11 protein-coding genes are annotated in these 12,804 nt (G+C 68.5%); all 11 read right to left on the bottom strand.

Going from position 1 to position 12,804, the window contains the following annotated elements; all coding sequences use genetic code 11:
* Nucleotides 1-8: 8 nt before the first annotated feature.
* Entirely contained in the window at nt 9-311 is a 303-nt protein-coding gene (gene rplW / locus ACFYPH_RS22055; RefSeq protein ID WP_088998352.1) for a 50S ribosomal protein L23, read from the bottom strand.
* Nucleotides 308-958, bottom strand: a complete 651-nt coding sequence (gene rplD / locus ACFYPH_RS22050) for a 50S ribosomal protein L4 (protein WP_354858661.1) — start codon at nt 956-958, stop codon at nt 308-310. Before rplD ends, rplW begins: the two co-directional genes overlap by 4 nt.
* The gene (rplC, locus tag ACFYPH_RS22045) at nt 955-1,620 is read right to left on the bottom strand and encodes a 50S ribosomal protein L3 (protein ID WP_354823900.1); all 666 of its coding nucleotides are present in this window, start codon (nt 1,618-1,620) and stop codon (nt 955-957) included. Before rplC ends, rplD begins: the two co-directional genes overlap by 4 nt.
* 11 nt (nt 1,621-1,631) lie before the next feature.
* Nucleotides 1,632-1,940: a 30S ribosomal protein S10 gene (gene rpsJ / locus ACFYPH_RS22040; RefSeq protein WP_007073037.1), complete on the bottom strand. Its 309-nt coding sequence runs from the start codon at nt 1,938-1,940 to the stop codon at nt 1,632-1,634.
* A gap of 350 nt (nt 1,941-2,290) precedes the next feature.
* On the bottom strand, nt 2,291-3,484 hold the full coding sequence (gene tuf, locus ACFYPH_RS22035) for an elongation factor Tu (RefSeq protein WP_007465313.1): 1,194 nt from the start codon (nt 3,482-3,484) through the stop codon (nt 2,291-2,293).
* 213 nt (nt 3,485-3,697) lie between these two features.
* Nucleotides 3,698-5,794, bottom strand: a complete 2,097-nt coding sequence (gene fusA, locus ACFYPH_RS22030; RefSeq protein ID WP_354858664.1) for an elongation factor G — start codon at nt 5,792-5,794, stop codon at nt 3,698-3,700.
* Nucleotides 5,795-5,868: 74 nt separating this feature from the next.
* On the bottom strand, nt 5,869-6,339 hold the full coding sequence (rpsG, locus tag ACFYPH_RS22025) for a 30S ribosomal protein S7 (protein ID WP_007465317.1): 471 nt from the start codon (nt 6,337-6,339) through the stop codon (nt 5,869-5,871).
* A 1-nt stretch (nt 6,340) separates the two neighbouring features.
* Nucleotides 6,341-6,715, bottom strand: coding sequence for a 30S ribosomal protein S12 (gene rpsL / locus ACFYPH_RS22020; RefSeq protein WP_007465318.1), 375 nt, complete (start codon nt 6,713-6,715; stop codon nt 6,341-6,343).
* Nucleotides 6,716-7,194: 479 nt separating this feature from the next.
* Nucleotides 7,195-7,575 carry a hypothetical protein gene (locus tag ACFYPH_RS22015; protein ID WP_354858671.1) on the bottom strand — a complete coding sequence of 127 codons (381 nt, stop codon included), beginning with the start codon at nt 7,573-7,575 and terminating at the stop codon, nt 7,195-7,197.
* Nucleotides 7,576-8,283: 708 nt separating this feature from the next.
* Nucleotides 8,284-8,652 carry a hypothetical protein gene (locus ACFYPH_RS22010; protein WP_354858666.1) on the bottom strand — a complete coding sequence of 123 codons (369 nt, stop codon included), beginning with the start codon at nt 8,650-8,652 and terminating at the stop codon, nt 8,284-8,286.
* A 92-nt stretch (nt 8,653-8,744) separates the two neighbouring features.
* Nucleotides 8,745-12,632 (bottom strand): DNA-directed RNA polymerase subunit beta', encoded by a 3,888-nt coding sequence (locus ACFYPH_RS22005; protein ID WP_354858669.1) that lies wholly within the window; start codon nt 12,630-12,632, stop codon nt 8,745-8,747.
* Nucleotides 12,633-12,804: the final 172 nt, after the last annotated feature.

Genomic DNA, 12,804 nt, shown 5'->3' with positions numbered 1-12,804 from the left:
TACACCCCTCAGCTGACCGGGCCGCCGAAGGCCTCGATACGGTCACCGTCAGCCAGCTTCACGATCGCCCGCTTGGTCGCCTTGCGCTGACCGAAGCCGGTCTTGGTGCGCTTGCGCTTGCCCTGGCGGTTGAGCGTGTTGACCGTCAGGACGCGGACGTCGAAGATCTGCTGGATAGCGATCTTGATCTCGGTCTTGTTCGCGTCCGGGTGCACCAGGAAGGTGTACCAGTTCCGGTTCAGCTCGCTGTAGCTCTTCTCCGAGACGACCGGCGCCACAATGATGTCGCGCGGGTCGGCGATCGTGCTCACTTGCCACCCTCCTCGGTGGTCTCGGCGGGCACGCCCAGGAACTCGTCCAGGGCGTCCTTGGTGAAGACCACGTCGTCGGCCACCAGCACGTCGTACGTGTTCAGCTGGCCGGACTCGATCAGGTGCACCCGCGGCTCGTTGCGCAGCGACACCCAGTTCAGCTCGTCGGTGCTGCTCAGCACGACGAGAACCCGACGGGCCTCGGTGAGCGTGGTCAACGTGGCCAGTGCGGCCTTGGTCGACGGCTTCTCGCCCGAGACGAACGCCTCGACGACGTGCACCTGCCCGGCGCGGGCCCGGTCCGAGAGGGCACCGCGGAGTGCGGCGGCCTTCATCTTCTTCGGGGTCCGCTGGCTGTAGTCGCGCGGCACGGGACCGTGCACCACGCCACCGCCGGCGAACTGCGGCGCGCGGATCGAGCCCTGCCGGGCGCGACCGGTGCCCTTCTGCTTGTACGGCTTCTTGCCGCCACCGGCGACCTCGCCGCGGGTCTTGGTCTTGTGCGTGCCCTGTCGGGCCGCCGCGAGCTGGGCCACCACGACCTGGTGCATCAGCGCGACGTTGGCCTGCACGTCGAAGATGTCAGCCGGCAGCTCGACGGAGCCGCTGGTGCTGCCTTCGACGGTGCGCACGTCAACGGTGGTCACTTGGCCGCACCGCCCTTCTTCACCTTGCTCTTGGCCGCGGTACGGACCAGAACCAGCGCGCCCTTGGGACCAGGAATGGCACCCCGGACGAGCAGCAGGTTGTTCTCGGTGTCGACCGCCTGGACGGTGAGGTTCTGCACGGTGTAGCGCACGCCACCCATGCGGCCGGCCATCCGGGTGCCCTTGAAGACACGACCCGGAGTGGCGCAGGCGCCGATGGAGCCCGGCGAGCGGTGCTTGCGCTCGACGCCGTGACCGGCACCCAGGCCGTGGAAGCCGTGCCGCTTCATCGGGCCGGCGTAGCCCTTGCCCTTGGTCTTGCCGGTGACGTCGATCGTGACGCCTGCCGGGAACTCCTCGACCGTGACCTCCTGGCCCAGCGAGTATTCCCCGGCGTCCGTGGTGCGCAGCTCGACGATGTGCCGGCGCGGCGCCACGTCCGCCTTCGCGTAGTGCCCGCTGATCGGCTTCTTGACCTTGCGCGGGTCGATCGTGCCGTACGCCAGCTGGACCGCGGAGTAACCGTCCTTCTCGGCGCTACGAACCTGGCTGATGACGCACGGGCCGGCCTCGACCACGGTCACGGGAACAACCTTGTTGTTGTCCCAGACCTGGGTCATGCCGAGCTTGGCGCCCAGGATCCCCTTGACTTGCCTGTCCATTTGTCCGGTCCCTACAGCTTGATCTCGATGTCGACGCCAGCCGGCAGGTCGAGGCGCATGAGCGAGTCGACCGTCTTCGGGGTCGGGTCGATGATGTCGATCAGCCGCTTGTGCGTGCGCATCTCGAAGTGCTCGCGCGAGTCCTTGTACTTGTGCGGCGAGCGGATAACGCAGAAACGGTTGATCTCCGTGGGCAGCGGCACCGGGCCCGCGACCTGCGCCCCGGTGCGCGTCACCGTCTCGACGATCTTCCGAGCCGAGGAGTCGACGACCTCGTGGTCATAGGCCTTGAGCCGGATGCGGATCTTCTGTCCCGCCATGGTGGCTTCTGTTCCTTCTCTCGATGCCGCTGTGTTGCGGGCGCCTGTACCGGCTGGCACAGGCCCACTTCGCCGACCCCCGCGGTCGGGCGTGTCGCGCCCTCGGGCCGGGCTCCGCCCCGTGGTTCCGGAGTGGTGCTGACCGCGCGGTGGGTCAAGGCGCCGATCGCATTACCGCGACCTGAACGCCGTGCGAGGGTGGTTGGCGACTGGGCCGCCAACCACCCCACGCTCGACTGTCTCGCCACCCGGAGGTTCAGCGAAAGCCGAACACAGGCGACGAACTGTCGTTACGCAACCTGACTAGTATGCCGCACGACCGGCGGCGGGTCTAATCGGGGTTACCTAGCTCACTTGATGATCTTGGTGACGAACCCGGCGCCGACGGTGCGGCCACCCTCGCGGATCGCGAACTTGAGGTTCTCCTCCATGGCGATGGGCTGGATCAGCTTCACCGACATGGTGGTGTTGTCGCCCGGCATGACCATCTCGGTGCCCTCGGGGAGGGTAACGACACCGGTGACGTCCGTGGTCCGGAAGTAGAACTGCGGACGGTAGTTCTGGAAGAACGGGGTGTGCCGGCCGCCCTCCTCCTTGGAGAGGATGTAGACCGTCGCCTCGAACTCCGTGTGCGGGGTCGTGGTGCCCGGCTTGACGACCACCATGCCGCGCTCGACGTCCTCGCGCTTGATGCCACGCAGCAGCAGACCGACGTTCTCGCCCGCGCGGGCCTCGTCGAGCAGCTTGCGGAACATCTCGATGCCGGTGCAGACCGTCTTCTGCGACTTCTCGCGGATACCGACGATCTCCACCTCCTCGTTCGGCTTGAGGATGCCGCGCTCGGCGCGACCCGTGACGACGGTGCCACGACCGGTGATCGTGAAGACGTCCTCGATCGGCATGAGGAACGGCCGCTCGGTCTCACGCTCCGGCTGCGGGATCGCGGTGTCGACCGCGGTCATCAGGTCCAGGAGCTTGCCGGTCCACTCGGGGTCACCCTCGAGGGCCTTCAGCGCCGAAACCCGGACGACCGGCAGGTCGTCACCCGGGTACTCCTGCGAGGAGAGCAGCTCACGGACCTCGAGCTCGACGAGCTCCAGGAGCTCCTCGTCGTCGACCATGTCGCTCTTGTTGAGCGCCACGACGATGTACGGCACACCAACCTGGCGAGCCAGCAGCACGTGCTCGCGGGTCTGCGGCATCGGGCCGTCGGTCGCCGCGACCACCAGGATCGCGCCGTCCATCTGCGCGGCACCGGTGATCATGTTCTTGATGTAGTCCGCGTGGCCGGGGCAGTCGACGTGCGCGTAGTGCCGCGCCTCGGTCTGGTACTCGACGTGCGCGATCGAGATCGTGATGCCGCGGGCCTTCTCCTCCGGCGCCTTGTCGATCTCGTCGAACGGCGTGTAGGGGTTCAGGTCCGGGAACTGGTCGTGCAGGACCTTGGTGATGGCCGCCGTCAGCGTCGTCTTACCGTGGTCGATGTGACCAATGGTGCCGATGTTGACGTGCGGCTTAGTCCGCTCGAACTTCGCCTTCGCCACTGGTGTCCTCCTGTGGACTTCTTGGTTCGTACGCCCGGCGCGCCGGTCGGCGCTTAGGACTCTGTCGACAGCCTTTCCGGCCTGGCGGCCGGAGAGCCTTTGTGGGTTCTGCGGCGATGAAGCCTACAGGCCCGGTCTCACGCAATCCGATCGTGGTGGCCGCAGGCGGGTGAAACCACCCGCGACCGACCACGAATCACCTGCTCAGGGAAGTTACTCGCCCGTTGCCTTGGCGATGATCTCCTTCGCGACGCTCTGCGGAACCTCGGCGTAGGAGTCGAACTGCATGCTGTAGCTAGCCCGGCCCTGGGTCTTCGACCGCAGGTCGCCGACGTAGCCGAACATCTCCGACAACGGCACCAGAGCCCGGACGATGCGGGCGCCGCTGCGCTCCTCCATCGCCTGGATGATGCCGCGGCGGGAGTTGAGGTCACCGATGACGTCACCCATGTTCTCCTCAGGAGTGGTGACTTCAACGGCCATCATCGGCTCGAGCAGTGCGGGGTCGGCCTTGCGGGCCGCGTCCTTCATCACCATCGAGCCGGCGATCTTGAATGCCATTTCCGACGAGTCGACCTCGTGGTACTGGCCGTCCAGCAGGGTCAGCTTCACGCCGACCAGCGGGAAGCCCGCCAGGATGCCGTACTGCAGCGCGTCCTGCGCACCGGCGTCCACCGAGGGGATGAACTCCCGGGGGATGCGGCCGCCGCTGACGGCGTTGGCGAACTCGTAGGTCGGCGAGTCGTTGTCCAGCGGAAGCGGCTCGACGCTCACGATGACGCGGGCGTACTGGCCGGAACCACCGGTCTGCTTCTTGTGGGTGTACTCGACCTTGTCCACCTTGCGGCGGATGGTCTCGCGGTACGCCACCTGCGGCTTGCCGACGTTGGCCTCGACGTTGAACTCGCGGCGCATCCGGTCGACCAGGATGTCCAGGTGCAGCTCACCCATGCCGGAGATGACCGTCTGACCGGTCTCCTCGTCCAGCTGGACGCGGAAGGTCGGGTCCTCCTCGGCCAGGCGCTGGATGGCGGTGCCCAGCTTCTCCTGGTCGGACTTGGTCTTCGGCTCGATCGCCACCGAGATGACCGGCTCCGGGAAGGTCATCGACTCCAGGATGACCGGGTTCGCCGGGTCGGAGAGCGTGTCGCCGGTGGTGGTCTGCTTGAGACCCTGCACGGCGATGATGTCGCCGGCCTGCGCCGACGGACGCTCTTCCCGCTTGTTGGCGTGCATCTGGTAGATCTTGCCGATGCGCTCCTTGCGGTCCTTGGTGGAGTTGACCACCTGGGAACCGGAATCGAGCGTGCCGGAGTAGACCCGGACGTAGGTGAGCTTGCCCAGGTGCTTGTCCGTCTGGATCTTGAAGGCCAGGCCGGAGAAGGGCTCCGAGTTGGACGGCTTACGCAGCAGCGGGGTCTCGCCGTCGGTGGCCGTACCCTCGATCGCCGGAACGTCCAGCGGCGACGGCAGGAAGTCGACCACGGCGTCGAGCATGGGCTGGACGCCCTTGTTCTTGAACGCCGAGCCGCAGAGCACCGGGTTGGCCTTGCCGGCGATGGTGGCACGCCGGATGGCGGCCTTGATCTCCTCGACGGAGACCTCTTCGCCCTCCAGGTACTTCTCCATCACCGAGTCGTCGACGTCGGCGAGGGTCTCCATCAGCTTCTCGCGCCACTCGGCAGCGGAGTCGGCCAGGTCGGCCGGGATCTCCTCAACCGCGTAGTCCTCACCCTTCTGAGTCTCCCCACGCCAGGTGAGGGCGCGCATGCCGATCAGGTCGACGACACCGATGTGGTCGCCCTCGAGCCCGATCGGGATCTGGAGCACCAGCGGGGTGGCGTTCAGCCGGTCGATCATCATCTGCACGCAGCGGAAGAAGTCGGCGCCGGTCCGGTCGAGCTTGTTGACGAAGCACATGCGCGGGACGTTGTACTTGTCGGCCTGCCGCCAGACGTTCTCCGTCTGCGGCTCCACGCCGGCGACACCGTCGTAAACCGCGACCGCACCATCCAGGACACGCAGCGACCGCTCGACCTCGACCGTGAAGTCGACGTGACCAGGCGTGTCGATGATCTGGATCGTGTGGCCCTTCCACTCACACTTGGTAGCAGCGGAGGTGATGGTGATACCACGCTCCTGCTCCTGCTCCATCCAGTCCATGACGGCAGCGCCCTCGTGGACCTCACCGATCTTGTACGTGATGCCGGTGTAGAACAGGATTCGCTCGGTGGTCGTGGTCTTACCGGCATCGATGTGCGCCATGATGCCGATGTTGCGTACCTTGGCGAGCGCGTCTGCGGCGGCCACTTCAATCCCTACTTATCGTCGTCTCGACTCAACTGGTGGCGGTTCCGGCGCCCGGAGGCGCCGGAACCAGGGTGTTACCAGCGGTAGTGCGCGAAGGCCTTGTTCGACTCGGCCATCTTGTGCGTGTCCTCGCGCCGCTTGACGGCGGCACCGAGGCCGTTGCTCGCGTCCAGCAGCTCGTTCATCAGCCGCTCGACCATGGTCTTCTCGCGCCGGGCGCGGGAGTAGGTGACCAGCCAGCGCAGGCCCAGGGTGGTCGCCCGGGTGGGGCGGACCTCGACCGGAACCTGGTAGGTGGCGCCACCGACACGACGGCTGCGCACCTCGAGGGTCGGCTTGACGTTGTCCATCGCCCGCTTGAGGGTGACGACCGGGTCGGTGCCGGACTTCTCGCGGCAGCCCTCGAGGGCCGCGTACACGATCGACTCGGCGAGCTGACGCTTGCCGCGCAGCAGGATCTTGTTCACCAGCTGGGTGACCAGCGGCGAGTTGTACACCGGGTCAGCGACCAGTGGCCGCCGCGGAGCGGGTCCCTTACGCGGCATGTCAGCTCTTCTCCTTCTTCGCGCCGTAACGGCTGCGCGCCTGCTTGCGGTTGCGGACACCCTGGGTGTCCAGCGAGCCGCGGACGATCTTGTAACGCACGCCGGGGAGGTCCTTCACCCGGCCGCCGCGAACGAGCACGATCGAGTGCTCCTGCAGGTTGTGACCGACGCCCGGGATGTAGGCGGTCACCTCGATCTGGCTGCTGAGCTTCACACGAGCGACCTTGCGCAGCGCCGAGTTCGGCTTCTTCGGGGTGGTGGTGTACACGCGGGTGCACACGCCGCGCCGCTGGGGGGACCCCTTGAGCGCCGGGGTCTTGGTCTTGGTCGTCTTGGCCTGACGGCCCTTTCGGACCAGCTGCTGGATGGTGGGCACCGGGTTTCTCCGCTCCCTTCGGCCGCTGTACGCGGCCGCGCCGTCTGCTCGTTAGCCGGCCTGATGACCGGCTCTCCTACATTCCGACCAGGGCCACCTTGCGGAGGCCCCGGCACCCGCGGTCGGGCGTGTCGCCCAGCTCACGGTCCCGGTTCGGACGCTTTCGCAGGCGTACCGGGTTTTCTGTCACCGGCACGCGGATCGCCCCGCCCCGGATCTCTGGCTTGTCGTGCCGCCGTCCGGACTCCGGATCCAGCGCACGCACGAGTTGCCCGGGCACGCCCGGGCACAAGGGGAAAGAGTACCTACCACAGCCGCCCAGGTCAAAACGGAATGGGTCGGCGACCGTCTCACACTCGCCGGCCGGATCTCGTCCCGCCTCGTCGCCCGCGATGGGCACCTACGGACACAAGTGTACCGGCTTCCCCGCCGGACCACCCGTCGCCCCCGGGCAGGCACCGCAGACCCGGCGCACGGCCTCACGTCAGGGTGATCAGCAACGCCAGACCCAGACCCAGCAGGCTGAGCACCGCACCCGCCGCGCCGCAGCTGATGCCCGCCACCGCCAGCCCTCGCCCGGTGAACCGTACCGCCGACGGCGCGGCCGGTCGGCCGATCTGCCGCCGACCGAGCAGACCGGTGACGATCGCCGCCACCCCCGCCAGCACCCCCAGAACGGTGAAGGCGCCGGAGGCCCAGACGCCGCCGTCGTCTGCGAAGGCCACCCCGAAGCAGATCACCAGGAGCGAGACCAGGATCGACGCGATGCCCGCCACCAGCGCCCCGGTCGCCAGTCCGGAGGTGACCGGCGGCACGTCCAGGTACACCACGCCGAACGGCGTGCCGGGCACCGCCTCCACCCGCTTCGGCGGCCGCCGCTGATCGTCGGTGGGCGGCGGCACCGGTCGGGCGGGAGCCACGCCCCACCCGGGCGGCTGGCCCTGCGCCGGGTGGCCCCAACCCGCTGGCGCGCCGGGCCCCGATGGCGGCTGACCCCAGCCGGGCGGCACACCAACCCCCGCCGGCGGGTGCCCCCAACCCCCGGGCGCACCAGGCCCGGACGACGGCTGACCCCAGCCCGACGGCGCGGCAGGCCCCGACGGCTGACCCCAGCCCGACGGCGCGGCAGGCCCCGACGGCTGACCCCAGCCCGACGGCGCACCCGGGCCCGACGGCGGCTGACCCCAGGCGTGCGGCAGCGGCGCCCCGGAAGCGGGATGGGGCTGGCCGTGTCCGGGCGGATAGACCCCGCCCCACTCGGCCGTGGGCGGACCCCATCCGGGCGGGGGCGGCGCGCCCCAACCCGACGGCGGCGTACCCGGATCGGGGACGTCGGCGGGTGGGGCGGGCTGCCCGTCCGGATCGGGTTGGGCCCGGTCGTCCGGTCCGGAGGGGGCCGGGCTCGCGGCCGGCGCGTCAGGATGCCCCGCCGGCTCGTCCGCCGGGGGCCGCGCCGGTTCCGTCACGAGGTCCTCCTGTCGACAGGGCCGCCGTCGCCGCGCGGCGGACACCGGCCAGGCTACCGCCGGAAGCTGCGCCGTCCGCGCTGGGCGTGGCCGGTGAAACGGTCAGTCCATGTTCGCCGGGTAGTCGTGGCCGAACGGCGTGTCAGCCAGCCGGACCACCCCGATCACCACGGCGACGACCACGGTGACCGCGACCAGCGCCAGGCCGGTCCAGGCCAACCGCTCCCCCCGCCGCAGCCAGACGCCGCCGGTCAGGAAACCCCCCGAGGCGTACGCCTCCCGGCGGGCTTGCCGGGCCAGTTGCAGCGCCACCGTCGCCGGCACCACCCCGCCGATGAAGAGCCCGGTCAACATGCCGAGCAGCCCCAGCGCGAAGACCGCCCGCGCCTTCGTGGCACGGGCCGGGTCCGGATCCAGCGGGTGGCGCAGGCCCTGGGACGCGACGGACACCTGTCCGGGTGCGGTCGTCATGCCTCCATCATGCCCAACCCGGTCGACGGCCGGGTCGGTCCGGACACGACGAGGCCCCCGGCAGGTGCCGGGGGCCTCGTCGGTGTCGGTGCTTAGCGGTACGACCCGAAGTCGAAGTCGTCCAGCGGCACAGCCTGCCCGCTGGCCGGCCCGAACCCGTAGTCGGTCTCCGGGTAGCCGGTCATCGAGTAGACCTTGGCCTTGGCCTCCTCGGTCGGCTCGACCCGGACGTTGCGGTACTTGCTGATGCCCGTACCGGCCGGGATGAGCTTACCGATGATCACGTTCTCCTTGAGGCCGACCAGCGAGTCGCTGCGCGAGTTGATCGCAGCGTCGGTCAGCACCCGGGTGGTCTCCTGGAAGGAGGCCGCGGAGAGCCAGGAGTCGGTGGCCAGCGAGGCCTTGGTGATACCCATCAGCACCGGACGGCCGGCGGCGGGCTCGCCACCCTCCGACACGAGCCGGCGGTTCTCCGACTCGAACAGCGCCCGGTCAACCAGCACACCCGGCAGGAACTCGGTCGAGCCGGAGTCGATGACCGTCACCCGCTTGAGCATCTGGCGGATGATGATCTCGATGTGCTTGTCGTGGATGAGCACACCCTGCGAGCGGTAGACCTCCTGGACCTCACTGGTCAGGTGGACCTGGACCGCCCGCGGACCCATGATCCGCAGAAGCTCGTGCGGGTCGATGGTGCCCTCGGTCAGCTTCTCGCCGACCGCGACGTGACCGCCGTCGTGGGTCCGGAGCTTGACCCGCTTCGAGATCTTGTCGTAGACGATCTCTTCGCTGCCGTCGTCCGGCACCACGATGATCTTGCGCGAGCGCTCGCCGTCCTCGATCCGGATCCGGCCGGGGGTGTCGGCGATGGGCGCCTTACCCTTCGGGACCCGAGCCTCGAAGATTTCCTGAACACGCGGCAGACCCTGGGTGATGTCCTCACCCGCGACACCACCGGTGTGGAAGGTACGCATCGTCAGCTGCGTACCCGGCTCGCCGATGGACTGGGCGGCGATGATGCCGACAGCCTCACCGATGTCGACCGACTTGCCGGTCGGCAGCGAACGGCCGTAGCAGGCCGCGCAGACGCCCAGCTTCGACTCGCAGGTGAGCACGCTGCGCACCCGGACCGTCTCCACGCCAGCGGCGACGATCTTGTCGACCCCGATGGAGTTGATGTCCTGACCGCGCTCGGCCACCACGGTGCCGTCCGGCCCCTTGATGTCGTCGGCCAGGGTCCGGGCGTGCACGCTGGTCTCGGCGTGGGTGTGAATGACGAGCTTGCCGTCCAGCTTCTCGCCGATCTGCATCGGGATCGCCCGGTCGGTGCCGCAGTCCTCCTCGCGGATGATCACGTCCTGGGAGACGTCCACCAGACGACGGGTCAGGTAACCCGAGTCGGCGGTCCGCAGCGCGGTGTCGGCGAGACCCTTACGGGCACCGTGCGTGGAGATGAAGTACTCCAGCACGGACAGACCCTCCCGGTAGCTGGCCTTGATCGGCCGCGGGATGATCTCGCCCTTCGGGTTGGCCACCAGACCACGGATCGCCGCGATCTGCCGGAGCTGGAGCAGGTTACCGCGGGCACCCGAGTTGATCATCACCCACAGGGGGTTCTCCTGCGGCAGCGCGGTGTCCATCTCCTTGGCGACCTCGTTGGTCGCCTTGGTCCAGATCTCGATGAGCTCGCCGCGACGCTCCTCGGCGGTCATCAGACCACGCTGGTACTGCTTGTCGATCCGGTCGGCTTCCTTCTCGTACTTCGCCAGGATCTCCGCCTTGCGCGGCGGAGCGATGACGTCCTCCATGCCGATCGTCACGCCGGACCAGGTGGCCCAGTGGAAACCGGCCTCCTTGAGCCCGTCCAGGGTGGCGGCCAGCGCCACCTTGGGGAAGCGCTCGGCGAGGTCGTTGACGATCGCGGAGAGCTGACCCTTGCGGATCTCGTAGTTCACGAAGCGGTAGCCCTGCGGCAGCGTCTCGTTGAACAGCACCCGGCCCAGGGTGGTCTCCACGGTCAGCGGGTCACCCTCGACCCAGCCCTCCGGGGCGGTCCACGCCTCGGCGCCGGTGCCGTTGTCGACGCCGACCACGCCACGCAGGCGGATCTTCACCGGCGCCTGCAGGCCCAGCTCACCGTTGTCGAAGGCCATCTGCGCCTCGGCGTCCGAGCTGAACACCCGGCCCTCGCCCTTCTCACCGGGGGTGAGGTGGGTGAGGTAGTACAGACCGATGACCATGTCCTGCGTGGGCATGGTGACCGGCTTGCCGTCGGCCGGCTTGAGGATGTTGTTCGACGACAGCATCAGGATCCGCGCCTCGGCCTGGGCCTCGGCGGACAGCGGCACGTGCACCGCCATCTGGTCACCGTCGAAGTCGGCGTTGAACGCGGTGCAGACCAGCGGGTGGATCTGGATCGCCTTGCCCTCGACCAGCTGCGGCTCGAAGGCCTGGATGCCCAGACGGTGCAGGGTCGGCGCCCGGTTGAGCAGCACCGGGTGCTCGCCGATGACCTCTTCCAGCACGTCCCACACGACCGGGCGCTGACGCTCGACCATCCGCTTGGCGGACTTGATGTTCTGCGCGTGGTTGAGGTCCACCAGCCGCTTCATCACGAACGGCTTGAACAGCTCCAACGCCATCTGCTTGGGCAGACCACACTGGTGCAGCTTGAGCTTCGGGCCGACCACGATGACCGAACGGCCCGAGTAGTCGACGCGCTTGCCCAGCAGGTTCTGGCGGAACCGGCCCTGCTTGCCCTTGAGCATGTCGGACAGCGACTTGAGCGGACGGTTGCCCGGGCCGGTGACCGGCCGGCCGCGACGGCCGTTGTCGAACAGCGCGTCGACGGCCTCCTGGAGCATCCGCTTCTCGTTGTTGACGATGATCTCGGGCGCGCCGAGGTCGATCAGCCGCTTGAGGCGGTTGTTCCGGTTGATCACACGCCGGTACAGGTCGTTGAGGTCCGAGGTCGCGAAGCGGCCACCGTCGAGCTGCACCATCGGGCGCAGGTCCGGCGGGATGACCGGGACGCAGTCCAGCACCATGCCGAGCGGCGAGTTGCGGGTGTTCAGGAACGCCGCGACGACCTTGAGTCGCTTGAGCGCCCGGATCTTCCGCTGACCCTTGCCGGACCGGATGGTCTCCCGCAGGCTCTCGGCCTCGGCGTCGAGGTCCATGTTCTGGACCAGCGCCTTGATCGCCTCCGCGCCCATCGAACCGGTGAAGTACTCACCGAACCGGTCGCGCAGCTCGCGGTAGAGCAGCTCGTCGGTGACCAGCTGCTTCGGCTCCAGCTTGCGGAAGGTGTCCAGCACCTCGTCCAGGCGGTCGATCTCGCGCTGGGCCCGGTCGCGGATCTGGCGCATCTCGCGCTCTCCGCCCTCCTTGACCTTGCGCCGGACGTCCGCCTTGGCACCCTCGGCCTCCAGCTCGGCCAGGTCGGCCTCGAGCTTGGCGGCCCGCTTCTCGATCTCCGAGTCGCGGCTGTTCTCGGACTGCCGCTTCTCGGCCAGGATCTCGTTCTCGATCGTCGAGAGGTCACGGTGACGCGACTCGGCGTCCACGCTCGTCACGACGTACGAGGCGAAGTAGATGATCTTCTCGAGGTCCTTGGGGGCGAGGTCCAGCAGGTAGCCCAGCCGACTCGGAACGCCCTTGAAGTACCAGATGTGGGTCACCGGAGCGGCGAGCTCGATGTGCCCCATCCGCTCACGACGGACCTTGGAGCGAGTCACCTCGACGCCGCAGCGCTCACAGATGATGCCCTTGAACCGGACGCGCTTGTACTTACCGCAGTAGCACTCCCAGTCCCGCTGCGGACCGAAGATCTTCTCGCAGAAGAGTCCGTCCTTCTCCGGCTTCAGGGTGCGGTAGTTGATCGTCTCAGGCTTCTTGACCTCGCCGTGCGACCACTGACGGATGTCGTCGGCGGTGGCGAGACCAATGCGCAGCTCGTCGAAGAAGTTGACGTCGAGCACTCTGTCCCCTATGTCGTCGTCTGTACTGCTAATTCTCGGGTGGGGTCGGGGGGGGGGGGCCCCGCCCCCCCCCCCCCCCCCCCACCCCCCCACCCCCCCCCCCCCGGGCGGCGGGGCGCGGCGGGGGCCCCCGCCCCCCGCGGCCCGCCCCACCACACAGCGGGGGTCGGCC

The sequence above is a fragment of the Micromonospora sp. NPDC005252 genome (assembly GCF_042872475.1).
In the GTDB taxonomy this organism is placed as follows: Bacteria; Actinomycetota; Actinomycetes; order Mycobacteriales; family Micromonosporaceae; genus Micromonospora.
Note: the sequence above shows the minus strand (reverse complement) of the source record. Positions and strands in the feature narration are given on the sequence as shown.